The organism is Butyrivibrio sp. AE3003 (assembly GCF_000686065.1).
In the GTDB taxonomy this organism is placed as follows: Bacteria; Bacillota; Clostridia; order Lachnospirales; family Lachnospiraceae; genus Butyrivibrio; species Butyrivibrio hungatei_A.
In genome coordinates, this window is record NZ_JMLX01000001.1 from 1431237 (window position 1) to 1456281 (window position 25045).

A 25045-nucleotide genomic window follows, 5' to 3' on the forward strand; every position below is an offset into this window, starting at 1 on the left:
AATTATTTAACAGCTCCTGCTGTGATTCCCTCAACAATGTATCTTTGAAGGAAAAGATATAACAACAATATCGGAAGCATCGCAAGCAAAAGTGCAGCCATGATCAGACCCGTGTCTGTCGAATATGTGCCGTAGAAAACTTTTGTCGCGATAGGGATCGTATACAGCTCTTTTCTTCCAAGTACAAGACTGGGCAAAAGATAATCATTCCAAAATGCCATTGCATCAATAATAGCCACCGTTGCTATAGTTGGCTTAAGTATAGGAAATACGATTCTTGAAAAGATCTGCCATTTATTACATCCGTCTATTGTAGCCGCCTCTTCAAGCGAACACGGAACATTTGTATTAATACTTCCATGGAACATGAATGTAGCCATTGAAAGCGAGAATCCGATGTGCATGAATATCAATGTGATCCTGTGATTCAGAATGCCGAGTATTCCGCCGTAAAGTGAAACAAGCGGGATCATGAGTACCTGAAAAGGAATTACCATTGATGCGATCATAAGAACGAACAATATCTTATTTGCTTTCCAGTTATTTCTTACTATAAGGTAAGCGGTCATGGATGAAAGCGCGATTGTTCCTACAGTTGAGCACACTGTCACTATAAAGGAGTTAGCGAATGAATTAAAGAATTTCATTTTTTCAATCGCTTTGGGGAAGTTCTCAATCGTAAATCCGTGCTTTCCTACCAATGCAAGCGGATTGCCCGTAATATCTGATTTTACCTTAAAAACATTTATTATTACCATTATGAAAGGGAAAATAAATACTACAAACATAACCGCAAGGATAGCGATCATAATGGCATGCTTTATTATTTTATTGCGTCTTGCTTTTTCATTTTCCATTATGCCTGTACCTCCCCTTTCTTACCTACGTATACTTGAATTCCACCGATCACCGCGCAGATCACAAACAAGATAAGTGCCTCTGCCTGGCCGGTTCCATAGTTCTTGTTTACGAAAGCCTGATTGTAAACGTGCATTGCTGCAAGCGCTGAACTTCCATAAGGATCACCGTTAGTCAACGAAAGGTTGACGTCATATACCATGAAACATCTTGTGATTGTAAGGAAAAGACACTGTACAAATGATGCCGTCATAAGTGGAATTGATATATGAATGATAGACTGTCTGCCTGTACAGCCATCAATTTTAGCCGCTTCAATAACATCTTCCGATACGCTCATAAAACCTGCGACATAAATAAGCATCATGTAGCCGGCATACTGCCATACCGAAACAATAATAAGTGCTGCGATTGCTCCGCTCTCCGTAGCAAGGAGTGACTTAGCTCTTCCGTCTGATATATAGCCCATAAGCTCTACCAGCGCTTTATTAAATACAAATTTCCAAACATAACCAAGTACGATACCACCGATAAGATTCGGTACAAAGAATCCGGCTCTGAAAAAATTCTGGCCTTTGATTCCGCTCGTAACCATATATGCAATGATAAATGCAACAGCATTTACAAGTACAACAGCTATTGCCGAATAGATAAACGTACGTCCGAGAGATGTCCAATATCCCCCATCCGAAAATGCATTAAGATAATTTTCCATGCCTACAAAAGGCTTATTTCTGGATACCCCGTTCCAGCTCGTAAATGTAAGATACAGTCCATAAATAAAAGGTATTATCACAACACTGCAAAATATTACCGTTGTTAATCCAGCAAAGATCAAATACTGTTTTAATTTATAGCCCAGTGTATTAGTTTTCATATGCCTCACCTTTCAAAATACCCGTGCACTAAACACTTAAATCTCTTTTCTTTTTTATCAGGGCTTCTTGATGATCGAAGCCCTGATATAATGTCTTTTTACAATCAGATTGATTATTGAGTAAATTATCAGTGCTCAATAGGTGTTGCAGACTTGAAATACTCAGTTACCGCATCAGCAAGTGCTGCTCTGTCCATTGACTCATCAAGGTATTTCTGCATGATCTCCTGTCCTACTACCGTCATATGATCGTCGGGAAGGTAATTGTATGTAGGAATCATATTTCCTGCATCTGCATATGTCTTTACAGAAAGAGAAAATGGATCGAGCTTATCGGCTTTGATATTTTCAAAAGCAGGAACAAGCGCACACTTTTCTGTAAGGAAAGCATTTCCGTCAGCATCGTTTACAAGCCAGTTAAGGAAGTCAAGCGCAGCCTGTCTCTGCTCATCTGAAGTATCTGATGAACTGTCAACAAAGAAATACTTGGTTGCACCGCCGACAATCTTAAAGTTGCTTGTATCTGTAGTATTCTGCGGAACAGGCATCATTCCGAGGTGCTCTGTGTAATCATACTGGTTGATAACTGACCAATCCCAGTTTCCTCCGAACATGAAAGCGATCTGTCCTTCTGCAAGCATCATTGATGTCTCTTCACGATCTGCGTTAGAAGCAGAACCTTTTGCATAGTTATATTTAATAAGCGTATCAAATGAATCCATTAAGGAATTGAATTTCTCATTATCCGAAAGCTTACCCGATCCATCAAGAAGGCTCTTTACAAATGCATCCGGATCCTGCTGCTCTTCATATACCATAGGGAACCAGTGTGCACCGAGTGACCAATACTCTGAAAGAATTCCTACAGGCTTCTCCATTCCGCCCTGTACAAGCTTATCAAGTAACTTCTGGAAATCTTCAAGCTTAGCAACCGATGTAGGATCGAACGTTTCTCCCGTGATCTTTTCAATCGCATCTGCGTTATAAAGAATACCTCTTGCCTCTACACAGAAAGGAAATCCTACAACTTTTCCGTTAACCGTGATTCCAAGCTTTGTTTTCTTTGCCCAGTCCTCATTTGAAAGATCGTAAGCATACTCATTTGCTACTGCATATATATCTTTCGGATCCACCATTGAAAGTGTATAAGGATCGTGTGATGCATACTTTGTTGCAATCTGTGAAGCAACTGTTGTATCCGTATCGGCATTGTATACTTCAACATGCACACCTGTCTTCTCTTCATACTCTTTTGCCATATCCTCGAACTGTGTCTGAATCTCTGTTTTAGAATTTAAAATTGAGATAGCCGATCCCCCTCCATTGCTGCTATCTGCAACCTGCTCTCCGGCAGTCTGAGCAACAGGCTCTTCCGGATTCTGTGTACTGCATGCAACCATTGATAATGCCAATGCTGCACCAACTACTAATGAAACTATTTTCCTTCTCATCTTAAATAACCCCTCCTTTTAAAGGTCTTTGTTTATTGTAAACAGATATTACCACGTGACGTTTATTTATGTCAATCGGTTGACATACGTTTTTATCAAAAAATTATCCATTTCGTGAATTAATTACGATATATCAATATGGTTTTTGTATATCTTGCACAAGTAATTGTCTTTTACACAAGACCGGCTATGTTATACGTTTGACATATAATTGCGGCAATAAAGAGCTTTTGCCTTAGGTTAACCAAGCCAAAAGCTCTTTTCTTCAAGGATTCCAGATAATCTCATTTACTCTCTGCTGTACAGCATTGTAATCATATCCCGCTTCGGTAAGACGCATCTTCCTTTCTTCGCCGTTGCCCCATTTTCCATTCACTACTTCTCTTGCGATCTCATCAATGGATTTCCTTTCATAGCTTTCCGAGATCAAACGGTCAAGGACTGTGCAATATGCCTTCTCTTCAAGATAGATCCAACCTGTTCCGTTTCTAAGCTTTCCCCATCCGTTCTGTACTTCAACAACCGTAAATACACCTCTGCCTGTCTGTCCTTTGATCGCACCTCCAAAATTCGGATTTGCACGGATGTTCAGATTATCTATAAGAACTTTTACAGAAAAAGGTACGGGCGGATAAGTGCCCGCCGGTCCGGCATAAGGATATGCCTCTTCTGTGCTTCCCTTTGGAAAGTCCGCAACACCTTTGTCCAAAAGTTCTTTTACCGCTTTTCTGAATCCGTCCATCGTATAGCCGGTTTCAAGCTGATTCCATAAGTGCTCGGGGTCACTGTGGTTGGAAGCTATTCCTCTGATATGTCCCTCATTGTGAGAAACAATCACTCCGTCTCCAAGAGGATCAAGGTTAAATAATTTGCAGAGCATCGCGAACAGTTTGACTGCCGCTTCATATGTTCTTTTTACCGATTTGCGTGCCTCAGGTATGTTTGAGCAGGTAAAGGTCGCTCCGCTTGTATAATTAAGGCTTGCAGGCTCACACATCTCAACTCCGATATGTGTATTGTTTGCCGCTCCGCCTGCGTGCCATCCTCTGTGGTTCCAAGGAAGCGTCTGATACACTGTTCCGTCGTTTCCGTCTATGAAGCCATGAACGCATGAGCTGTCATGTGAAGGTGTGTTCCAGCTATTGATAAATGCCATTGCTCGGGGCTGTGCGCATCCGACAGAATGGAGCATAAGGCCTTTCACGGTTATTTTTCTTCCCTCTGTGTAGCAGGGGTTCTGAGTCATTATACTTTCTACAAAATTCATAATTTTTCTCCTTTTCTTTTTGTACTTTGTTTTTTGGTTTCTGTGTTTTGTTTTTTGTGTTCTGTTTTCATTGTTGAAGGAAGCGCCGAGCCGGCGCCTTCCTTATTTCTTCAGTTCCGGAATCCCGGAAATACTCATCAGCAGGGAAAGTATTCCTGCCAATGATGCCGCACTTGCAACCATCACCCAATTAACGTCTCCCAGAAACTCCGAAGTTCCTATCGTGGCAATGGCTGTCTGTGCCACCGTCTTCACAGCTCTTATTCCTGCTGCTTCAAGCCAGTTCTTCATAAGCATTCTCCTTTCCTGTGCGTAGATTTTATAGAACAAAAGTTAATTTGTTTTATCCTTGCTTATACATTTGGTAAGTCAATGGATAAAAAAATTTACGCACATGGTGCACGTGCCAGTCCTAATAACAGCATATTTGCGTGTTCTGACATTTTCATCTCACCTCCGTTCGTTTTAGCTTGATCTAATCATATATCACGTTTGGAAAGTTGTCAACACATTAATTTACCGTTTGTTTATGCCGTGATTCTGATAAAATAATCAAACACTGCTATTTTACTGCGTTTTACGGATTTTATACTTACCGAAAATTATTTTAATTTGACGTTTTGGATGAATTGAATTATACTTTTGGTAAGTTTCTGAAATTATTCCATATATGAATAAAGAGAATGTATATTAGCCGGTTAAGATGTTTTATCTTAAAAAAGCGGCATTACACTTTCATTTATCCAAGATAATATATCAAATTAGAAATGAGGATATCCTATGAACAACACATTAGGAGGAAGAATAGCTGAATTACTTTCTCAGCTTAATATGACTCAGCGTGAACTCGCTGAAAAAGTCGACGTCACCGAAGTCTCAATGTCTCGATATATAAAGGGCGACCGTGTTCCGAAAGGGCCCGTTATAGCCAATATCGCCACTGCCCTTCACACTACTACCGACTATCTGTTAAACGGGAACTCCTCAGAAAGCGGAGATTTCGAATCTGAATATTATATGATTCATAGACTTATTGCAAAAAATGCCTCCAAGATGACATCCAAGCAAAGGCGCGAGCTCATTAACGCCCTGCTTGAGTCTGAAGATGAATAAAGGCATTCGATTATATATTCCATTTTGATAGAAAATAGTGTTCAGACATACCCACATGTGATATGTATCTTCCTTTCCGCCATTCTACTTGGTAGATAAGGTACTTACCACATATTAAAATATGTCTTTGCACTTTTTTACCATCTATCCGATTATTTTCTCACGAAGCGCTATCCCCTCTACAACTCCGTGCAGATATGCTTCCGATGCAAGCTTACCGTCTGCAACGGTTATGGCATCTACTATTTCATTAAACTGCAGTTGCCGGTTCACATCCAGCATTGCTCGAAATGTTATGATCAAATCATTTATCTCATCACGTTCCTTCTTGTATTCTTCTGTCTGAACAAATAACTGCATAGAGTCTTCAAACGCATCCTTGATACATTCCTCAATTTCCACTGTTTTCATACCTCCAAAGTCAAAGCCAATGTTGCATAGATTGATGTATGGTAGCGAATCTATGATTATTATATCGAACACGTGTTCACATGTCAATTTATTAATTGTCCTTATCTGCAATCTTGTCCAATCCCCTCAGGATAACAGCAATAGTCATTTTTTACTCAGTATTGTTTCATTCCTCCTGAAGCGTTTATGTTCTCATTAGGTATCACAAATATTTTTTTATCATCGCATCTATCGTATTGTCGCTTAATACATAGTTTACGGTTTCAAATGTAACAATCAGCCTATCTCCCGGCACTATTCCATTTCTTATATATGTATCTATCTTCCTGACCGCTGTTTCCGCGTATTGAGGATCGTCCATTCGTCCATCATGTTCCCAATACACTTCTTTTCCGGTTCTCCTACTAATAATTGTAAAGTCAGGAAATATGATTCCATATCCTTTTAGCTCAAGCGGACACTCATACTTATATTCTATCCCGCGTTCAAAGAATGTATCCGCTATTATTTTTTCACTCTTCGACCTGACTCTCTCGCCTTTCCTTGTACATATCTCCGGTGAATCCTCAGAAAAACTTTTCCCGTTATATTCTATTTCTTTCCACTCAGATATCCTCTGTTCAAACGGAATCTCATACGCTCTGACTAATTTCTTTCTCGTAGGATTCATGCATGCATATATTTTTTCAATTTCATGATCATCATAATCCGCATTTATTTTTTGTATCTGCTTAAGTCTCAGATCAACAAGTCTTTTTACCTTTTTGTCATATCCTTTCTGCGCAAGAGCTTTGATAAATTCGGTATTTTCCTTTTTTATATAGTTTCCCTGATATATTGATTTCTTGTTTTCATCAGTACAATGCATGTATTGAACAAGCTTCCCCGACGATGAAATCCTAAGTCGCCCCTCTGGTGCCTCATCCAGCTGCTTATCAACTACAGCCTTTATTCTCAGAAGCCGTTCCTCCTCGTATTATATAGTCATATCCATTCTTTACCTTCTCTATAGGTATAGGATATGCTGTTGAAGATGCTGTGGATTGGTTCGTTCCTCCTACCGCATAGACGGTTTCAAAAAGGCTCCAACCACAGCCTCTTTGTCACAATGTTAATCAGTTAGATACCGCATGACGGTTTATGTAGAACGAGGTTACATCGGCAGAGAGCCCTGTGGATCCAATACAGCGTCAAATACTTTTAAGGAGGATCACATGTATGATCTACGTTGGTATCGATGTTGCAAAGGATAAGCATGATTGCTGCATCCTGGGATCAGAAGCCGATAATCTCTATCCGGTGTTTACTATCCCGAATAACAAGACAGGCTTTGATGAGTTGTATGAAAAGATTTTCTCAGTGACTGATGATAGGACCGAAATAAAAGTAGGTCTTGAAGCTACCGGTCACTACTCACTCAATCTTCTCGGATCGCTCATTGATAAAGGTCTACCCACCTGTGTTATCAACCCGCTACACACAAATCTTTACAGAAAAGGTTTAAGCCTTAGAAAGACGAAAACGGATAAAGTCGATGCCGGTTCGATTGCTATGATGTTAATGACTGATAAGACTCTCAAGCCCTACTCAGACACATCATATCACAGCGAAGAACTCAAGTCATTAACCCGCTACCGTTTTGACAAGGTTCAAGAGCGAGCCAAGCTTAAATCGTCTGTGGCTCGGCTTATTAATATCCTGTTTCCGGAACTGGAAAAGCTCGTTCCTAATCTTCATATGGCTTCTGTGTACGCCTTACTTTCTGAGTTTCCCGGTGCTTCTTACATTGCTGAAAGTCACCTTACACATCTAAGAAATGTCCTTGAAACAGCTTCTAAGGGACGCTACGGACGAAATATGGCTGTCACCATAAGAGATGCTGCAAAGGATTCAATCGGTTCTGTTATGCCGGCAAAATCAATGGAGTTGAAGCACACCATCCATCTGATCGAGGTGATGACGGATGAGATTGATGAAATCGAAGCTTCAATCAAATCCATTATGGATACTTGCGACTCTCCGATTATGACAATCCCTGGTATTAGCTACCGTATGGGAGCCATGATTCTTGCAGAGATTGGCGATTTCAACCGCTTCAGCAATGCCGATCAGATACTTGCATTTGCAGGGTTATCGCCATCTACATACCAATCAGGACAACTTGATTCTTGCTTTTCCCACATGGAAAAACGGGGCTCTCGTTACCTACGGTATGCTTTGTTCAATGCCACAAAATATGTCTGCCACTGGGATGAGAGTTTCGGCGCTTACCTCTCTAAAAAGATAAGTGAAGGCAAGCACTACAATGTTGCTATCGGTCATGCGGCGAAAAAGCTGATACGCACCATCTATCGGATGGAACTTACAGGCGAAGCCTACCGAAAATAAAGAGTCTTTAACTTACATCCTTTTCTTAGAGCACCTGTTCAGATGCTCTGTTTGTCATGCAGTTTTCAAGGTACTGATTGAGGCTTAATCCTGCCTCCAGGCTATCTAAAACACTTAACGATGTTTTATTCAAAAATCTTCATTTTCTTGTTGACTTTTAATAGTTAGTCTCTTTATTTAGTAGCTCTTTTAATCCGTACATTTACTTCTCCTTCTTTTATCTTTGCTTAGTGGTAGTGATTTCAGATAATAAAAGCTTTTTAATGTGTTTTGGTTTCATATGTGACCTCCTTGCAATCAAGTTTTCCTTAATTACAAGGGCCGCTTTCGCTACCTTTAAAACATCAGTAGCGAAAGCGGCCACACATTTACGATAATCTGTCAATACCTTTTAAGAAAAAAAGACCCCTATGTCATTTCTGACATAGAGATCTTTTGGGCTGTCATCTTAACTTAATGACATTGATTTTCTATCGGCTAGCCTTTTTCATTCTTGTTTCCACTCAACTGATATAAAAAATCATACTAAAAACCGACTAAAAAGAAGTTTTTAGTATGTACACAGGCTTTAGCTTGTGCTAAGCAAAATTCACTTTTGACACTCACATCATTATATAGGGTGATTATATCAATTAATTTCCTTAATAAAATTAACCAGGATATCTGAGCATTTCTCAGGTTTATCCAGATATATTTCATGCCATCCAGGGCACTCTACCATCTGACAATTTCCTAGCTTTTCCATATATGTTGCTTTTATATCAGGATTTTCACTTTCTACTCCATATGTTGTGGCCGCAACATATACTTTAGGTATTTCATTCGTTTTTAAGGTGTCCCAAGTCTTTCTAATGTTGTCTCCAAATAGCTTTTCTTCTGAGTTACAGGCATTTGAACCCATAGTCTTAGATAATACTCTCCAGGCTATATCTCTATGCTTTTCATCCAAGATAGCAAAAGTACTGTCGTCATCATCCTCATTACAGATAGGCTTAATCAGAGCGTTGATTAGACCAAATTTACCAGCTGTATGCATCCAACCAGGGAAGAAGTCCCAAGCACTGTACTGGTCCTCTTCAATCGGATAAACTGGTACGCCATCAAAAATTGCGACACCTTCTATTTCATCAGGATATTTGCTTTCCCAATAAGTAGAATATATACCGCCTAAGGAATGGCCTATAAGAACATATGGAGGCTTCACGCCGGCATTTTTAAGAGCCTTGCGATAGTCCTCAACAACATATTCAACTGTCATATCGTTTTTAGTGTCGTCACTCAAGCCATATCCAGCCCTGTCGATGAAATACAATTCATTATTCTTTTCAATTTCTTTTGTCATTTCTCGCCAGGCTATGACAGCTTCACCATCAATAAATCCCGATAAGCAAACTATTCTATGATTACCATTTTCTTTTCCACACTGATACACATTAAGCGAATAATCACCCACTGAAACTCGATTTTCATAGCCTTCTGTTCTAAGCTGCTTAAGAGCTCCATGCATATTCAAATGCTGATAAACAGCAAATATAGTAATAAACAGGACAATCCCTGCCAAAATAACACCTGTGACACGGCCTATTATCTTCTTCATCTTTCTCTCCCCTATTAATAAAACATATTCCGATTTCTATACTCGACTGCCATAGTATGTCTGACGTAGTATGTTATATCATAGGATTTCTTCCCTGTCAAGGATTCAACAAGATAGAGTTTCGCTATGCGAAACTCCCGCAGTGCGAGCCTGCAATTGCTGAAAACAATTAAGTACATATGCAGGCGAGACACATCTTACAAGCGCAGCTTGTTTTTTATGTAATAGGAGATTCCAGAGGAATTTCCTATTACATAAAAAAGGCTAGCCACGGCTCAATGTCATTAAGTTAAAATAACAAACATAGATTCCTATATCAGAAATGGTATAGGGGTCTTTTTTTTAACACTTGACACGAGCGACAAAATGTGCGGCCGCTTTCGCTACTGATCGAATAGAGAGGTAGCGAAAGCGGCCCTTGTAATTAGCAAGAGTTAATTGCAAGGAGGTGCTTATATGAAACCAAAACACATTAAAAAGCTATTAATGTCGGAAATTGAAACTGTTGCAAATGCTTCTGATAAGTATTGTTCAAATCCAGGGCGTGATTTTTCACGAGAACGAAAACTCTCTTTAAAAAAAGTCGTGGAAAGTATTATCGGAATGGGTAGCAAGGGACTTACAAATGAGTTGATTGACATCTTTAATAATGACCCTGAAATGCCCTCCGCCTCTGCTTTTGTCCAACAACGGAGCAAAATCAAGCCTGAAGCCTTCAGGGATATATTGGCAGGGTTCACAGAAAAGATAACCGAGCAATCTTGCCAATTAAGATTATTGGCAGTAGATGGTTCTGATATTCAAATCGCAACTAATCCAGATGATGAAGATACCTATTTTCCAGGGGCAAATGGTCAGAAGCCTTACAACCTAATTCATTTAAACGCCCTTTATGATCTTGAACAACATATTTATGTTGATTCAAGAATACAAGGGCGTATGAGTGGGAATGAACATATGGCATTGTAAGAAATGGTTGATAAATCAGACATACAGAAGGCCTTAGTCATCGCAGACAGGGGATATGAATCTTATAACAACATGGCTCATATACAGGAAAAAGGATGGTTCTTTTTGATACGTGTAAAAGATGGAAAAGCTGGCATAAAGGACGGATTGCTACTCCCTGAAGAGAATGAATTTGATGTTGATATTTGCTTGAAGCTTGTACGAAAACAAACCAATGAAATAAAGGAACTTATGAAAGATAAAAATAAATATCGATTTATCCCCCATAACGCAAGTTTCGATTATTTACCGGAGAAAACAAGAAAAGCAGATCCTGTTATATTTTATGAATTAAAGTTCAGGGTGGTCCGTTTTGAAATAGGAACTGAGAGTTACGAAACAGTACTCACGAACCTTGACAAAGACGCGTATCCAGCGACAGAGTTAAAGCGACTATACGCTGCCCGTTGGGGAATTGAAACATCTTTCCGAGATTTAAAGTATACATTAGGGATGCTTGATTTTCATTCAAAAAAGGTGATGTGCATCCATCAAGAAATCTATGCACATCTGATTATGTATAACTTTTCTGAAATGATTACCTCGCATGTAGTCATTGCTAAAAAACAAAGAAAGCATACATATAAAGCAAACTTCTCAGTTGCCGTCCATATGTGCAGACTCTTCTTCTATGAAAGAGCATCACCACCCAATCTGGAAACCATAATTGCAAGAAATCTTATACCGATACGGCCAGAACGACATCGCACTCGAAATCTGACTACAAAGATTTTTCATGGTTTCTTGTATAGAGTAGCATAATTATACTTAATTGAATACTTTTTGCGGCAGACTTTCGTCTGTCTTGTTGTGATGCTCAGAAATAAAAAAAGAACGATTGAAGATATAAATACCTCAATCGCTCTTGTTGATTCTTTGGTTAATCCCTTAATTGGTCAATGTTAACTTAATGACATTGAGCAGTGCCTCTACCACTTTTTTCTATAGATAACAGCAAAATACCTCTGCTCATAATGAAAGCATTGTAAATATGAGCAGTAATCATCCTCAAAAAGCAAATGCCTATTTCAAAATAGTTGGGAATATAAGCAGTGAAAAGACTCTAAACGTCACTGACTATATTGTGAAAATAGAATTTATAGCAGTTTTTCAGACTAAAAACCGCTTCGAACATTATATACCTAATCCAAAAAAGTGACCACTATTTTTTAGTGATCACTTTTCATAAAAAATACACTCATTACTTAGCCACGACTTGGCTTCGTGGACATCTATCGCAGGGACCTTTGTAATCTTCTCACCACTTTTTCATAAAAAAGTGCCTATGGCACTTCAACTCCCCTGCCCCTCACTCATGAGGGGTTGGGGTTGTTTTTTGCCTCAATTCATTCATAATGATTTTTATGAAACGAAACATACTGCAAGATCTGTTCCGAGATCATTATGAAGAAATTCAATATACTCTCCATCCCCGCAAAACGGAAATGGAAAACATCGATAAGATGCTCAATTGTGGCGATCCTGCCTATGGTGGCGCCATGTATGGCTGCCACGATTGTGGTAATCTCAAGTTCATTCCCTTTCGTTGTCATTCAAGATTCTGTCCTACCTGTGGTTCCATGTATTCGCAAAAACGTGCTCTGGCCATGTCTTTCAAACTCATAAACTGCCAGCACCGACACTGCGTTTTTACTATATCAAAAGAATTACGCCATTACTTTCTCGAAGACCGTAATCTTCTCAACTGTCTTTTTGACGCCGCCAGCAGCGTTATTCGTCGGATGTTCTACAAAACCAACAAAAGTCAGAACTTCACTCCCGGTTACATTCTGGTTCTTCACACATTTGGACGTCCATTGGAATGGAATCCTCATATCCACTGCCTTATATCTGAAGGTGGTGTAGGTGACACCGGATTTTGGCGTAAAGTCAATTACTTCAGTTTTCAATACATGCGCCATGCTTTTCAAACCGCTCTTCTTAATCTTATGGAAGCTCTTATTACTGACTCCGCGAAAAAAGCATTGTTCAAAAAAGAAAAAGCTCTCTCATACAAAAATCAAAAAGATGGATTCTATATATATGCAAAACCCACTCTCGCTGACAAGAACAAAGTGGCTAAATATATAGGTCGATACCTTGGGCGCCCTGCAATCGGCCTATCAAGAATTGATTCCTATGATAAAGCGCATGATACTATTACTTTCCACTACAACAGGCATGAGGACGAAGTCCTTGTCACCGAAACACTTCCTGCAATAGACTTCATCAAACGCCTTATCCAGCACATACCTGAAAAAGACTTTAAGATGATACGCTACTACGGCGTGTATGGTCGACATCGAGAATCAGATAAAAAGCTCTACCGTCTTATTCCCCCCACCAAACAGCCATTCTTCAAATCTTTCTTACAATGGCGCTCAAGTATTCTTTCAGCATTTGGCTATGATCCAATCAAATGTTCAAAGTGCAGTAGTACCATGAAATTCCTTGATTTGTACTTTAATCATAAACATATTTCTCTTGAAGACTTATACAAAGAGGCAAAGGGAAAATGCCGTCCCAAAAGCAGAGCTCCATCTTCAAAACCAAACAGTGTTTCCCCATGTTTCTGCACATGATAAAATCATGCAAGGAGGAACAGTTATGGTCGATAAAGAACTAATTGCAAAGCTTAGAGAGAAATACATCCAAAATCCGCCGGAAGGCATGTCGGCGAACGAAATCCGCGAGATGGATGATGAAGACCTTCTCGACATGGATTACTTTATGCATGAAGATGATGAATTTTTTGATGAGGTAGATTGGTAATTATACCAACTTACCTCTACTTTGCGTGGCCCGGTCTTGCCGGGCCTTTTAATTCAAGATTTCGCCGTCAAGGCGAAATTTCCTATTAATCAAGGAAGTTCTGCTCTCGCGCTAAGCGCGAGCCAGAACAACAGTCTTCTGTAAACTCAATCTGCGCCTTCAGCTTGATTTCGTTAACAGACAGACTGTTTCTATGCTCCTTGTAAACGGGAACATATCTACCGGAATTGCCTTCTTTACTTTGTAGCCACCCTTTGTGATAAGTTCTAAGTCTCGTGCAAGAGAATCCGGGCTGCAAGAAATATAAACAACCTTCTTGGGCGAAAGATTGATCATTGAATTGATGAATTCAACCGTTGAACCTGAGCGCGGCGGATCCATAAATACAACATCCGCTTTATCTCCGGAGTCAGCCATCTGTTGCATGAATTTAGTGGCATCATTTTTGTAGAAAGTAATATTCTTTACTTCATTTATCTTGGCATTTAATATGGCATCTTTTACCGCATCGCCGTTGAGCTCAACGCTTATGACTTCCTTTACATGGGGACTTGCGATAATTCCGATCGTGCCAACACCGCTGTAGCAGTCAAGCGCGATCTCATCTCCCGTAAGCTCAGCCATATCAATCGCGGTCTTGTACAAAAGCTCTGTCTGCACAGGATTCACCTGATAGAAAGACTTGGGACTTATCTTAAATTTCATTCCGCAGCATGTATCATAGATAAATCCGGGGCCGTAAAGAGGCTTCTCTTTATCGCCCAGTATCATGCTTGTCTGCTTGTCATTTACATTAAGGACGATAGTTGTGATCTCGGGATGCTCTTTTCTGAGCGCCTTAACAAAGTTATTCTTGGATGGGAAAATAGGCGATACCGTAACAAGCACAACCATTATCTCCCCGCTGTATCTGCCTATTCTGATAAGAACATGACGAAGAAGCCCAAAACCGTTGTCTTCATCATAGGTCTTGATCTTAAACGATCGGAGCATTCCTCTGATTGAAGCAATGATCGCATCCGCCTTCTCATCTTCAAGAAGACATTTTTCAACCGGTACCACTTCGTGACTTCCCTCTTTGTATATTCCGGAAATGGGATTTCCTTTTCTGTCATGTGAAAAGACTGCATGAACCTTGCATCTGTAGTGTTCAGGCTCCTCCATTCCGATAAACGACTCTACTTTCGTATAGGGTTCAAGAAGTTCTGCAAGACGTGCGTGCTTTAAGTTAAGCTGTTTCTTATATGGTGTATCTATCATCTGGCATGCACCGCACTTCTTGAAATACGGGCATCTGCTCTTTTTTACGGCAGCACTCTTGTCATTACCGTTTTCTTTAACTCCCGTTCTCTTCTGAGGATTTCCGGGCACACTTTTTCTCGAAGCCTCACCCTTAAAAGGTTTACGTGCCGTCTTTGCCTTTTCAGTATTCTTTTTATAAACATTCTTTTTCTCAGCCATAAGAATCTCCAAAAAAATTTATTTCCTAATCCAATAAAAAAGCATTTCGCTCGCGAAATGCTAGCGCGCGAGCGGATTGCGTAAGCAATATATTCCTTACCGCGAGCTGCGCATCCCTGCGGAGCTTTTTTGTTGAATAGGGAATTTCAGAGAAATTTCCTATTCAACAAAAAAATAGAGGAAACAATGTCTCCCCTATTCTGCATGCTCAACTTATCATTCGTCGTCAGAAATTTCTTCAATCTTTAAAGCAGGTAATATCATAGGATCGGGCTGTGACTTAACAGCTTCGCTTCTTCTGCGAATTCGATCCTCAGCATCAAAATCGCCGTAGTCCTTATACTTGATTCCATCAATTCCTTCGGAAATCTCTTTCGCTCTAGCAAGCTCATTTTTATTTATCTTGAATGTACAAACAATCTTGTTTCCTTTTCTGTCGAACAATCTCTGCAAAAAAGACTTGTCCTGCCATTCTATGAAATATGATATTCTATGCGCAAGAAAGCGCTCCTCAAGCATTTTCTTGGAATCAATGCTGTATACCCTGCAAAAAGGTATCTCATTGTTAAAAACCTGATTTGTCTGGATAATAGATGACATAAAAACCTCACAAAAAAAATACAATTTATAGGAAACGCCTAACCTCCCAGCATTCCTACGATATTGATTATACCTTAGAGGTTTCATTCTTTCAATTATTCTTTTAACCAAAAACAACTCAATTATCGATTATTTGATATTCACATCGCCCATATCACATGTGACACTGACTAATCCGCCGCTTCCGGATTTATTGTATTTATTCGAAACAGTATTCCCGTCAACCTTACATCTTCCCAATGAAACTTCAAGCTCCAGGCTATATTCCGAAATATCTCTTACAAGGTTCGCCTCAAAATTACCCATAGCAAGCTCGGCATCGATTTCTCTCACATCAACGTTCTTTACGGACACATCGCCCATATCGGCTTCCATGTCGATTTGGTCTACTGTCAAATCCTCAATGTCAATGTCTCCAAGCGCACACTCGATATTCATCTCTTTTGCCGAAACACCTGTAATATTGGCATTTCCAAGAGCGCACGAAAACTCAATCTTATCAACCCCTGCGTCGGCAGGAACCGTTATTGTAAGCACATTGTCAACGCCATGAAGATTTCTTTTATGCGGTTTAAAAAGATTAATGCCGACATCATCTGATGAATTCTGATTTACAACAAGAGTCTTGTTATCTTCTTTGATCTCAGGCAAAAGCTCTTTTAACCCGGAAAAACTTGCTGAAAACTTATCTCCAGAAACAATATTCATATCGATAAGTCCCGCATCTACATCAATGTTTTCGATAATATCATAGTCATAACTGACATTTACAATTTCACCGGTTGTATTCTTGTTTCCAAAAAGTCCATACATATGATAGGCACAGCCAAAGATCACCGCAAAAAATGTGATAGTTCCCAATATCATCAAATATATCTTTTTCATATATTTCTCCCGCTCCATCACCACTTGGTATTAAAAAGAGACTTCATAATACCGTTAAAAACTGCCGCAAGTGGCCATATGATCCATGTAATATGCCAGTCAAAAGAAATGAAACTCCAGATTATATATATGCATGTGACCGTTCTCCAATAAACAGACATCACTTCAGCCGCTTTCTTCTTGTCTGTATAAGGCTCCTTTGTAGCGCGAACAGCTTCGTAATTGCCGGCAACCGTTCCCGTTCCGTTAAGAGAAAGAAGCTTTGCATATGCGCTGTCTTTGGCCCCGGATGCGATAATAAGAAGCACTCCGATTCCGACAATAACAAACAGCATCGCAGGACCTACAATAACGTAATAATAATCCTTTGCAGAAAACAATCCTTCGAAAATTATAACGGGAATCACGCTTACAATACAGAACATGATTCCAACTGTAAGCATAATGGCTCTGCTCGTCATATTGTTCTTTTTGGCTGCATATACATACTCGGCCGTAGAATAATCAATACAACAAAGCGTGTTATCAAGAAACTTCCACTGCGACATACGAATATTAGCCCACACGATAAGGCCCACTCCGATGCTCACATCGATGAAAAGGAATGCAGCTCCGATATCATTCAGAATAATAGGGAATATGGGAGAAAAAATAATAAGCATAACCCCAAGGCCGATGAGCATTCTGCTCTGCGCCGCATCATAAATATAATTTCTTGCTTCTTCATTGGTCAAAAGACGTCTCTCAGAGATATCCGTACCTCCGACAACACTCTCGATTCCAAGAGATTCGGCAAGTTCCTCGAGATTTCCAAATTCTGAGATTACAATTCCAACAGCTTCATTCTGTGGCTTTCCTTCAGAAATAAGTTCGGTAAACTTGTCCTCCATCATGCTCAAAAGCTCATTCTTCGCGCGCATAACTTCAGGAGTGTTAGGCAAATTTGCAAACATAGATTCCAAATAATTTCTTATCGTTTCCATTACTTGTCTCCTCTAATAAAGTTCTCCACTACTTCTTTGGTAAGTGCCCATTCAAGACACTTTTCTCGGTAATAATTCTTTCCACTCTCAGTTATCTTGTAATATGTTCTCTTCTTACCATTATCTGCATTCTGACTGTAGGACTCTACATATCCGTTTTTCTCCATTCTGGTAAATGCAGAATACAGCGTAGTTTCCTTGATTATATACTTTTCTTCAGACAACGCTCTTATCTTCTTAGATATTTCATAGCCATAGGATGGTTCTTCCATCAATATAAACAAGATCATCGTGTCATTGTATCCTCTAATGACATCACTACTAATCTCTATCATTTACAACCTCCTTGAGATATTTATCCATACTATGCCTGTCGTAGTAAATATACTACGGCTGCCGCAGTATGTCAATAAGAAACGAACCACTCTGTCCGTTTTTTTATCTTAGTATTTATTTATGAAAGATTTTTTTCTTAAAAGCTTTAAAGAGAAACGTCAAGAGTCCTCCAAGAGTCATTGAAAAAAAGCAATAAACAATCGAAGACCAGAACATCTTGTAATCACCTTTAAAATCAAAAAACTTCTTAAAAAACGGGCCGATAACCGGATCCAAAAGATATATTCCAAACGTCAGAGCACCAAGCGCTGAAATAACACCATCTGCACGGTGCCCGCTTTTTAAAACCGATTTTTTTACAAACACAAACACCGATATTACCATGATGAAAACAAATCCGTCAAACGACTCTCCTCCCCCTGATATAAGAAACGCAACGGCCCCGAGAATACCCGCTGCCACAAACAAAGCTGTAAGAAGTATCCTGTTTGAATAAAATGTTTCTTTTTCATCAAAACATCTGTCGAGTCCATAACCAATAAGCGGATAAAAAACGCAATCCACTATGATAATCGCAGGCTGAAATTCATGTGCAATATGAATATTACTGCCCGTTATACTGTTCGCGATCAAAAACAGCATAGGAATAACAGCGCCGATAATAAATCTGACGCCTATCAGATAAAAAACATCTCTCGTGTTCATTCTTACTGCTATGGATCTAAGAAAGGGAAGAATCAAAAGAATCCCCAGATATGCGTACAGATACCAATAAGGCCCTGCACCGTCAACCGTCGCCGACGCAAAATTCCTGATAAATCCGGGAATGTAGAATTCTCCTTTATAACAAAAATGCGAAACGATACTAAATCCCAACAGTATCGCAAACATCTTAAAAATCCTGCCAAATATATCTTTGTAATCCCTGTCTCTGCTAAGAAGCAGGCTTCCCGTTATCATGTAAAAGACAGGAACATTTATCTTTACCGTCATCGCAATAAACAGGCGCACAAACAAAAGAACCGTCAATGCACCCGTATCATATTCATATAACTTTATACACCCTTGCGTGTGATTAAAAACAACCAAAAAACATGCAATCAGTCTAAGCAGATCCAGATGTGCGAATCTGCCGCTCCCCAATGCCTTCTCCTTATGAAGCAAGCACAGTTCCCCCTTCGATTTTCATATTATAATCCCATGTAAAGTCCGGGAATATCCTCTTCACTGATATGGAGTTTGTCGTCGCCGCCTTCGTCCTCGGCAGTCTCCATCTTAACAACGTTAACATAGCCGTCGTTGATCATATCAACCATGTACGGAACGATCTCGGGATCGAACTGACTTCCGGATCCCTTCTGCATCTCTTCTATGATTTCATCCTTACTAAGATGTCTTCTGTACACACGGTTACTTGACATGGCATCGTAAGAATCCGCAACTCCTACTATTCTGGCATAAAGAGGAATCTCACTTCCCTTAAGCCCCTCAGGATATCCCTTTCCGTCAAATCTCTCATGGTGATAAAGAGCTGTCTCTCTGACACCCTTAAGTGACGAAAGCTGCTTAAGCATGTTACCGCCGGCAACCGTATGATTCTGGACAAGCTGTCTTTCCTCATTTGTAAGTTTACCGGGCTTGTTGAGAATTGCATCCGGAACGCTTATCTTACCTGCGTCGTGCAAAAGACCTGCATAATAGACATTCTGTATCTCAGATTCCGTAAGGTGCATTCTCTTTGAAATCTCGGCAGCATACATCGCCACTCTTCTGGAATGGCCCCTTGTATACGGATCCTTGGCATCGATAAAGCTAATGAATGTATTCATAGACTGAAGAATAATCCTGATATCATTCTTCTGTTTCTTCAAGAAGCTGATTGAATTGTACTTTACAACCATGTAACTTGCGCAGAAAACTATCCACAAAACAAATAGTGCGGAAATGAGCTTACTACCTAATGTACTTCCTGTAGGATCAAGTTTAAATCCTGTGATAACCATACTTGTAGGTGCATAATCCACAGACGCATCTATAGACATTCCAAACTCACAGCTCTCACCTGCTTTAATAGTCATATTGTTATAAAGAGGTGAAAAAATATAGCTATCGCCCTCAGGTGCACCTTCAACATTATGTACATCTATAACTTTTACAGTCGGAAAATATGCCATCTTGAGATTCCAGTTTGTTATATCAGTATCTCCCGAATTAACAATCTCAATCTCATATTGGGTTAATGAACCGTTTTCAGTTTTCTGAACCAATGTCTTGGAAACCTTGGCATAAAGATCATCAGAAAGCTTTGCACCGGTAAGACTAAGTTTACTCGTATACACAGATGAAACGTTATTATGTGTAATAAGTCTTTCTACATAAAAAGCTGTTATCAATATCATTAATACTGATAATAGAGTCAAGAATGTATTGACCGTCTTATCAAATTTCATTATTTGATTCCTCACATCTACTTTGTTTCAAACTTTCGCAAATATATTATACAAAAAACACCGTACATTTAACAATGCACGGTGCTAATGTTATTAAAAAAATTTTATAAAAAATAAATTATCTCTGGATACGTCCCGATCCATCTCCGCCAGCAAGCTTATTAACTTCATCAACTGTAACAAGGTTGAAGTCGCCTTCGATTGAGTGCTTAAGAGCAGATGCAGCAACTGCGAACTCGATTGTAGCCTGAGGATCGAATCCGTTTACGCAGCTGTAAATAAGTCCGCCGCCGAATGAATCTCCGCCACCTACACGATCAACGATACGAAGTGCATACTTCTTTGAGAAGTAAGCCTGACCGTCTGTGTAAAGCATTGCGCTCCAGTTGTTATCATTTGCAGAAATTGACTCACGAAGTGTGATGGCAACTTTCTTAAATCCAAATCTCTCTGTAAGCTTCTGAGCAACCTCGATGTAGCCCTCTCTGTTAAGCTTACCTGTAGTAACGTCTGTTGAAGAAGCCTTGATTCCGAATACATCATCGGCATCTTCTTCGTTAGCGATACATACATCAACATACTGGCAAAGCTCAGCCATAACCTTGCCTGCCTTTTCCTTGCTCCAGAGCTTTCCTCTGTAGTTAAGGTCGCAAGAAACTGTAAGTCCATGCTCCTTAGCCTTCTTAGCAGCCTCAAGTGTGATCTCTGCAAGAGAATCACTTACAGCGGGAGTAATTCCTGTGAAGTGGAACCACTCAGCACCCTCGAAGATCTCATCCCAGTTGAAGTCAGCGGGAACTGCCTCAGCGATTGCAGAATGTGCACGGTCATAAATGCACTTTGAACCTCTCTGTGAAGCACCTTTCTCGTTGTAGTAGATACCTACTCTGTCGCCGCCTCTGGCGATCTTTGTTGTGTCAACACCGTACTTTCTGAGTGAATTAACGGCAGCCTGACCGATCTCGTGCTTAGGAAGCTTTGTAACATATACAGAATCAAGTCCGTAGTTTGCAAGAGAAACAGATACGTTAGCTTCTCCGCCACCAAATGTAGCTTCAAGGTGATCAACCTGAACAAATCTTAAATAATTATCGGGCTGCAGACGCAGCATGATCTCACCAAATGTAACAACTTTCTTTGACATAGTTTATTCCTCTCTCTATCTAACTAAAATTATTTATTTTCATCAGGAAGTTCCGCTCTCGGCAATAAATGCCTCGCCGGAACAAAACTTCGCACTAAACTCGAAAAAACCTCGTTAAGTGATCAGTTTTTTACAAGATGTACAGCAAATCCGCCGAACTCATCAGCAAGATATGCAACCTTAAGATGGTTGTCAGCATCATAGCTAAATGATGACTCATCGAACTTAACGCCCTGCTTGCCAAGGTGGTAAACAGCTCTGTCCACATTGTTTGTTCCAATCGCAATGTGTCCGTTTGCTCCGCGTCCCTTAGCCTTCATAACCTCAATCACGCTACCGGCAAATACTGAAGAATTGCCAACCTTCTTAGTGAATCCAAAGAGTGAATCAAACTTATCTGCTACTGACTCAGCTGCAGCTGCATCTGACTCATTGATTCCGATATGCTTCATAGTGAATCCGAGCATTGCATTAACAGCATCTCTTGTCATAGCTTCTATCTCATCGAACTTACCTGCTGAGATAAGATCCTTCTTAACCATCCAGCTTCCGCCACAGCAGAATACCTTATTGAATCCAAGGTAATCATTGAGGTTGTTCTTGTTTACACCACCTGTGGGCATGAAGTGCATCTTTGTATAAGGAGCTGCCATAGCCTTAATCTTGGCTATACCGCCATTCTGCTCGGCAGGGAAGAATTTTACGCAATCAAGACCAAGCTCTATAGCCTGCTCTACCTCACCGGGTGTTGCTGTTCCGGGAACTACCGGTACACCGATGCTCTGAATATACTCAACATTTGATCTGTTAAATCCGGGGCTTACGATAAACTTAGCTCCTGCTGCTTTTGCGCGGTCAGCCTGCTCTGCATTGAGAACAGTTCCTGCACCAACGATCATCTCAGGGTATTTTTCAGAAATAATCTTGATCGCATCCTCAGCTGCAGCTGTACGGAATGTAACTTCTGCTGCGGGAAGTCCACCTTTTATAAGTGCCTCCGCAAGAGGAGCCGCGTCTTTTGCGTCATCGATCGCAATTACTGGCACAATACCAATTTTGTAAAGTTCTTCACAAATCTTATCCATTTCTTTCGCCTTTCTCTTTATAAACTAATGGATCTAAACAAAAGATGTTATCAATCCACATCTTGCATCTTACTCGGATCCAGATTGCCGGGATCCTGTCCGATATAAGCCGTAATTCCTCCGTCGATATAGATTACCTGGCCATTAATGAAATCAGATGCAGGCGAAGCGAGGAACACTGCAAGTCCCATAAGATCTTCTGTCTTGCCCCATCTCTGAGCCGGTGTCTTGGAACGAATGAATCTGTCGAAAGGATGCATCGATCCGTCAGGCTGTTTCTCTCTGAGCGGAGCTGTCTGAGGAGTTGCAATATATCCGGGGCCTATGGCATTACACTGGATATTGTACTGACCGTATTCGGAACAGATATTTCTGGTGAGCATCTTAAGTCCGCCCTTTGCTGCCGCATAAGCAGATACTGTCTCACGTCCGAATTCAGACATCATTGAACAGGCATTTATAATCTTTCCGCTTCCCTTTTTAATCATAGCAGGAAGCACTGCCTTGGAACAGATAAAAGGACCTGTAAGGTCAACATCTATAACCTGATTCCACTGTTCAACGGTCATATCGATCATGGGGATTCTCTTGATGATGCCGGCGTTATTTACAAGAATGTCGATTGTTCCGACATTTTTTTCAACCTGTGCAACGAAATCCTTTACCTGATCTTCCTTCGTAACATCACAAACCGCACCGAATGCATCGATGCCGAGTTTTCTATATTCTTCCAATCCCTTGTCAACAAGTTCACGGTTTATATCATTAAATACTACCTTAGCTCCGCTCTGTGCAAAAGCTACGGCATAAGCAAGGCCAAGTCCGTATGAAGCGCCTGTGACCCATGCCACCTTGCCTTCAAGTGAAAAATTCTTCAAAAATTCCTGCATATCTATACCTCCGATTATCTAAGCTCTGCCATATCACAATCATCCATATCGTCGAAATCCTGATTTTCTCCGACCATACCCCAAATGAATGTGTACGCCTGTGTTCCGCATCCCGAATGAATAGACCAACTGGGACTTATTACTGCCTGCTCGTTTCTCATTACAATGTGCCTCGTCTCCCTAGGCTCTCCCATAAAGTGCATAATGAGCGCATCCTCGGGGATGTCAAAGTAAAGATAAACTTCCATTCTCCTATCGTGAGTGTGGCACGGCATCGTGTTCCAAACACTGCCGGGCTTGAGCTCCGTCATACCCATCTCAAGCTGACATGACTCAACCTGACCGGGGAGAATGTATTTGTTGATAACTCTGTGATTAGACTGTTCAAGGCTTCCCAGTTCCTTCTTGTTCTCATCTTTAATAATGACAACATCATCCGAAGGTGTGCCCTCTCTTTTTATGAGGACTGTAGGATAAGTCTTGTGTGCAGGTGCGCTGTTTATATAGAATTTGGCAGGCTTTGAAGCCTCCTTGCTTGCAAAAGAAATCTCTTTTGCTCCCATTCCGATATACATGCCCTGTTTGTAATCAACATCATACTTCTTGCCGTCAATGACGATCATACCGGCTCCGCCAATATTGATAACGCCCATTTCCCTTCGCTGCAAAAAATATTCAGCTCTCAGCTCATCTCCTGCCGTAAGATGTAATTCCTCCTTAACAGGAACAGCCGATCCGGTAATAATCCTATCAATCTGACTATATACAAGTTTGATCTCATCCGGCTTAAAAAGGTCATCAATAAGGAATTCTTCCCTAAGCCTTGAAGTATCGTAGTTCTTCTCATCTCTGGGAGAACATGCAGTTCTAAGTTCCATAGCATCTCCATTCCACTGCCGATTGCAGTATCAAAATAATTTTCTGGTTATAGCTATGATACTTGAAAATATTTTCCGTGTCTGCTCGTTTTTATATAAAAAACTTGCAAATCTTGACCTGATGTAAGCACTTTCATGCTTAACTAATTTTATCATATGGCTTTAAGTTTGGTATTGCAAAAGTTGTTGTAAAAAATTGATTTTATGGTATTATATAGGACTGAGTAGGATAGATGATCGCTGCCATGCAAACGAAAGGGCATGGGAGAGGAAAGTCCGGGCTTCACAGGGCAGGATGCCAGATAACGTCTGGCGGAGGCAACTCCCGAGACAGTGCAACAGAAAGAAACCGCCAAGCTCTGCTTGGTAAGGGTGGAAAGGCAGTGTAAGAGACTACCGTGCCGGTGGTAACACCGGTAGCCATGTAAACCTCATCCGAAGCAAGACCGAAAAGAAAGCCATGAGCCGGCCCGGTTCGCTTTCAGGTGGGTCGCTTGAGGCTGTCGGCGACGACAGTCCTAGATAGATGATCATCCACGACATAACCCGGCTTACAGTCCTACTCTTAAAGAGAAAAGAAATAGCAATCTT

The 25045-nt window shown here is 40.4% G+C and carries 25 protein-coding genes and 1 other RNA gene; 7 read left to right on the plus strand and 19 right to left on the minus strand.

The window, feature by feature from the left end; genetic code table 11:
• Positions 1-2: 2 nt before the first annotated feature.
• The 5 genes from CD00_RS0106845 to CD00_RS0106865 form a co-directional block, all read right to left on the minus strand.
• Positions 3-857, minus strand: a complete 855-nt coding sequence (locus CD00_RS0106845; protein ID WP_026655291.1) for a carbohydrate ABC transporter permease — start codon at positions 855-857, stop codon at positions 3-5.
• Positions 857-1735 (minus strand): carbohydrate ABC transporter permease, encoded by an 879-nt coding sequence (locus CD00_RS0106850; protein WP_026655292.1) that lies wholly within the window; start codon positions 1733-1735, stop codon positions 857-859. The genes CD00_RS0106845 and CD00_RS0106850 overlap by 1 nt, the downstream gene beginning before the upstream one ends.
• Before the next feature lie 128 nt (positions 1736-1863).
• Positions 1864-3186: an ABC transporter substrate-binding protein gene (locus CD00_RS0106855; RefSeq protein ID WP_026655293.1), complete on the minus strand. Its 1323-nt coding sequence runs from the start codon at positions 3184-3186 to the stop codon at positions 1864-1866.
• A gap of 265 nt (positions 3187-3451) precedes the next feature.
• The gene (locus CD00_RS17525; RefSeq protein WP_242838930.1) at positions 3452-4453 is read right to left on the minus strand and encodes an N-acetylmuramoyl-L-alanine amidase; all 1002 of its coding nucleotides are present in this window, start codon (positions 4451-4453) and stop codon (positions 3452-3454) included.
• A gap of 102 nt (positions 4454-4555) precedes the next feature.
• Positions 4556-4744, minus strand: a complete 189-nt coding sequence (locus tag CD00_RS0106865; protein ID WP_330365379.1) for a holin — start codon at positions 4742-4744, stop codon at positions 4556-4558.
• 489 nt (positions 4745-5233) lie between these two features.
• Between CD00_RS0106865 and CD00_RS0106870 the strand changes: the two genes are divergently transcribed.
• Positions 5234-5566, plus strand: coding sequence for a helix-turn-helix domain-containing protein (locus CD00_RS0106870; protein ID WP_026655295.1), 333 nt, complete (start codon positions 5234-5236; stop codon positions 5564-5566).
• Positions 5567-5710: 144 nt separating this feature from the next.
• On the opposite strand, the gene CD00_RS0106875 is transcribed toward CD00_RS0106870, so the two are convergent.
• Both CD00_RS0106875 and CD00_RS17530 read right to left on the minus strand, forming a co-directional pair.
• Positions 5711-5977 (minus strand): hypothetical protein, encoded by a 267-nt coding sequence (locus CD00_RS0106875; RefSeq protein WP_026666542.1) that lies wholly within the window; start codon positions 5975-5977, stop codon positions 5711-5713.
• Between the two features lie 202 nt (positions 5978-6179).
• Positions 6180-6845, minus strand: a complete 666-nt coding sequence (locus tag CD00_RS17530; RefSeq protein ID WP_051594108.1) for a hypothetical protein — start codon at positions 6843-6845, stop codon at positions 6180-6182.
• A 350-nt stretch (positions 6846-7195) separates the two neighbouring features.
• Here CD00_RS17530 and CD00_RS0106885 point away from each other — a divergent pair, with 350 nt between their 5' ends.
• Complete coding sequence (locus tag CD00_RS0106885; protein ID WP_026655297.1) at positions 7196-8365, plus strand: IS110 family transposase; 1170 nt, start codon at positions 7196-7198, stop codon at positions 8363-8365.
• Between the two features lie 628 nt (positions 8366-8993).
• Here the strand turns inward: CD00_RS0106885 and CD00_RS0106890 are convergent.
• Entirely contained in the window at positions 8994-9962 is a 969-nt protein-coding gene (locus CD00_RS0106890) for an alpha/beta fold hydrolase (protein WP_026512991.1), read from the minus strand.
• Between the two features lie 456 nt (positions 9963-10418).
• On the opposite strand from CD00_RS0106890, the gene CD00_RS20615 reads away from it, so the two are divergent.
• The 4 genes from CD00_RS20615 (at position 10419) to CD00_RS20135 (ending at position 13742) form a co-directional block, all read left to right on the plus strand.
• On the plus strand, positions 10419-10931 hold the full coding sequence (locus CD00_RS20615) for a hypothetical protein (RefSeq protein ID WP_051594109.1): 513 nt from the start codon (positions 10419-10421) through the stop codon (positions 10929-10931).
• A 3-nt stretch (positions 10932-10934) separates the two neighbouring features.
• Positions 10935-11732: an IS4 family transposase gene (locus tag CD00_RS20620; RefSeq protein WP_218141017.1), complete on the plus strand. Its 798-nt coding sequence runs from the start codon at positions 10935-10937 to the stop codon at positions 11730-11732.
• A 602-nt stretch (positions 11733-12334) separates the two neighbouring features.
• On the plus strand, positions 12335-13552 hold the full coding sequence (locus tag CD00_RS17535; RefSeq protein WP_051594271.1) for an IS91 family transposase: 1218 nt from the start codon (positions 12335-12337) through the stop codon (positions 13550-13552).
• A gap of 25 nt (positions 13553-13577) precedes the next feature.
• Positions 13578-13742, plus strand: coding sequence for a hypothetical protein (locus CD00_RS20135; protein WP_176756632.1), 165 nt, complete (start codon positions 13578-13580; stop codon positions 13740-13742).
• A gap of 159 nt (positions 13743-13901) precedes the next feature.
• Here the strand turns inward: CD00_RS20135 and rlmD are convergent, their stop codons facing one another.
• The 11 genes from rlmD to kduI form a co-directional block, all read right to left on the minus strand.
• Entirely contained in the window at positions 13902-15203 is a 1302-nt protein-coding gene (gene rlmD / locus CD00_RS0106920) for a 23S rRNA (uracil(1939)-C(5))-methyltransferase RlmD (protein ID WP_026655300.1), read from the minus strand.
• 216 nt (positions 15204-15419) lie between these two features.
• Positions 15420-15803, minus strand: a complete 384-nt coding sequence (locus CD00_RS0106925; protein ID WP_026655301.1) for a hypothetical protein — start codon at positions 15801-15803, stop codon at positions 15420-15422.
• 129 nt (positions 15804-15932) lie between these two features.
• The gene (locus CD00_RS0106930; RefSeq protein WP_026655302.1) at positions 15933-16688 is read right to left on the minus strand and encodes a DUF4097 family beta strand repeat-containing protein; all 756 of its coding nucleotides are present in this window, start codon (positions 16686-16688) and stop codon (positions 15933-15935) included.
• Between the two features lie 17 nt (positions 16689-16705).
• Positions 16706-17671: a permease prefix domain 1-containing protein gene (locus CD00_RS0106935; RefSeq protein ID WP_026655303.1), complete on the minus strand. Its 966-nt coding sequence runs from the start codon at positions 17669-17671 to the stop codon at positions 16706-16708.
• Entirely contained in the window at positions 17671-18006 is a 336-nt protein-coding gene (locus CD00_RS0106940; protein ID WP_026655305.1) for a PadR family transcriptional regulator, read from the minus strand. Before CD00_RS0106940 ends, CD00_RS0106935 begins: the two co-directional genes overlap by 1 nt.
• Positions 18007-18121: 115 nt before the next feature.
• Complete coding sequence (locus tag CD00_RS0106945; RefSeq protein WP_026655306.1) at positions 18122-19171, minus strand: acyltransferase; 1050 nt, start codon at positions 19169-19171, stop codon at positions 18122-18124.
• 26 nt (positions 19172-19197) lie between these two features.
• Entirely contained in the window at positions 19198-20457 is a 1260-nt protein-coding gene (locus tag CD00_RS19220; protein WP_051594110.1) for an HD domain-containing phosphohydrolase, read from the minus strand.
• Between the two features lie 118 nt (positions 20458-20575).
• Positions 20576-21601 carry a sugar kinase gene (locus CD00_RS0106955; protein ID WP_026655307.1) on the minus strand — a complete coding sequence of 342 codons (1026 nt, stop codon included), beginning with the start codon at positions 21599-21601 and terminating at the stop codon, positions 20576-20578.
• Between the two features lie 122 nt (positions 21602-21723).
• A complete protein-coding gene (locus CD00_RS0106960; protein WP_026655308.1) occupies positions 21724-22686 on the minus strand; it encodes a bifunctional 4-hydroxy-2-oxoglutarate aldolase/2-dehydro-3-deoxy-phosphogluconate aldolase in 963 nt (320 codons plus the stop codon).
• Positions 22687-22736: 50 nt separating this feature from the next.
• Positions 22737-23576, minus strand: coding sequence for a gluconate 5-dehydrogenase (locus CD00_RS17545; protein WP_185750402.1), 840 nt, complete (start codon positions 23574-23576; stop codon positions 22737-22739).
• Between the two features lie 14 nt (positions 23577-23590).
• Positions 23591-24454 carry a 5-dehydro-4-deoxy-D-glucuronate isomerase gene (kduI, locus tag CD00_RS0106970; RefSeq protein ID WP_026655309.1) on the minus strand — a complete coding sequence of 288 codons (864 nt, stop codon included), beginning with the start codon at positions 24452-24454 and terminating at the stop codon, positions 23591-23593.
• Between the two features lie 221 nt (positions 24455-24675).
• Here kduI and rnpB point away from each other — a divergent pair.
• Positions 24676-25024: RNase P RNA component class A (rnpB, locus tag CD00_RS19655), an RNA gene on the plus strand.
• The last annotated feature ends 21 nt before the right edge of the window (positions 25025-25045 follow it).

What these genes read in the sequence shown, in the direction of transcription:
- CD00_RS0106845 (WP_026655291.1), bottom strand. Translation starts at nt 857, where the DNA reads ATGGAAAATGAAAAAGCAAGACGCAATAAAATAATAAAGCATGCCATT.
- CD00_RS0106850 (WP_026655292.1), bottom strand. Translation starts at nt 1,735, where the DNA reads ATGAAAACTAATACACTGGGCTATAAATTAAAACAGTATTTGATCTTT.
- CD00_RS0106855 (WP_026655293.1), bottom strand. Translation starts at nt 3,186, where the DNA reads ATGAGAAGGAAAATAGTTTCATTAGTAGTTGGTGCAGCATTGGCATTA.
- CD00_RS17525 (WP_242838930.1), bottom strand. Translation starts at nt 4,453, where the DNA reads ATGAATTTTGTAGAAAGTATAATGACTCAGAACCCCTGCTACACAGAG.
- CD00_RS0106865 (WP_330365379.1), bottom strand. Translation starts at nt 4,744, where the DNA reads ATGAAGAACTGGCTTGAAGCAGCAGGAATAAGAGCTGTGAAGACGGTG.
- CD00_RS0106870 (WP_026655295.1), top strand. Translation starts at nt 5,234, where the DNA reads ATGAACAACACATTAGGAGGAAGAATAGCTGAATTACTTTCTCAGCTT.
- CD00_RS0106875 (WP_026666542.1), bottom strand. Translation starts at nt 5,977, where the DNA reads ATGAAAACAGTGGAAATTGAGGAATGTATCAAGGATGCGTTTGAAGAC.
- CD00_RS17530 (WP_051594108.1), bottom strand. Translation starts at nt 6,845, where the DNA reads ATGCATTGTACTGATGAAAACAAGAAATCAATATATCAGGGAAACTAT.
- CD00_RS0106885 (WP_026655297.1), top strand. Translation starts at nt 7,196, where the DNA reads ATGATCTACGTTGGTATCGATGTTGCAAAGGATAAGCATGATTGCTGC.
- CD00_RS0106890 (WP_026512991.1), bottom strand. Translation starts at nt 9,962, where the DNA reads ATGAAGAAGATAATAGGCCGTGTCACAGGTGTTATTTTGGCAGGGATT.
- CD00_RS20615 (WP_051594109.1), top strand. Translation starts at nt 10,419, where the DNA reads ATGAAACCAAAACACATTAAAAAGCTATTAATGTCGGAAATTGAAACT.
- CD00_RS20620 (WP_218141017.1), top strand. Translation starts at nt 10,935, where the DNA reads ATGGTTGATAAATCAGACATACAGAAGGCCTTAGTCATCGCAGACAGG.
- CD00_RS17535 (WP_051594271.1), top strand. Translation starts at nt 12,335, where the DNA reads ATGAAACGAAACATACTGCAAGATCTGTTCCGAGATCATTATGAAGAA.
- CD00_RS20135 (WP_176756632.1), top strand. Translation starts at nt 13,578, where the DNA reads ATGGTCGATAAAGAACTAATTGCAAAGCTTAGAGAGAAATACATCCAA.
- rlmD (WP_026655300.1), bottom strand. Translation starts at nt 15,203, where the DNA reads ATGGCTGAGAAAAAGAATGTTTATAAAAAGAATACTGAAAAGGCAAAG.
- CD00_RS0106925 (WP_026655301.1), bottom strand. Translation starts at nt 15,803, where the DNA reads ATGTCATCTATTATCCAGACAAATCAGGTTTTTAACAATGAGATACCT.
- CD00_RS0106930 (WP_026655302.1), bottom strand. Translation starts at nt 16,688, where the DNA reads ATGAAAAAGATATATTTGATGATATTGGGAACTATCACATTTTTTGCG.
- CD00_RS0106935 (WP_026655303.1), bottom strand. Translation starts at nt 17,671, where the DNA reads ATGGAAACGATAAGAAATTATTTGGAATCTATGTTTGCAAATTTGCCT.
- CD00_RS0106940 (WP_026655305.1), bottom strand. Translation starts at nt 18,006, where the DNA reads ATGATAGAGATTAGTAGTGATGTCATTAGAGGATACAATGACACGATG.
- CD00_RS19220 (WP_051594110.1), bottom strand. Translation starts at nt 20,457, where the DNA reads ATGAAATTTGATAAGACGGTCAATACATTCTTGACTCTATTATCAGTA.
- CD00_RS0106955 (WP_026655307.1), bottom strand. Translation starts at nt 21,601, where the DNA reads ATGTCAAAGAAAGTTGTTACATTTGGTGAGATCATGCTGCGTCTGCAG.
- CD00_RS0106960 (WP_026655308.1), bottom strand. Translation starts at nt 22,686, where the DNA reads ATGGATAAGATTTGTGAAGAACTTTACAAAATTGGTATTGTGCCAGTA.
- CD00_RS17545 (WP_185750402.1), bottom strand. Translation starts at nt 23,576, where the DNA reads ATGCAGGAATTTTTGAAGAATTTTTCACTTGAAGGCAAGGTGGCATGG.
- kduI (WP_026655309.1), bottom strand. Translation starts at nt 24,454, where the DNA reads ATGGAACTTAGAACTGCATGTTCTCCCAGAGATGAGAAGAACTACGAT.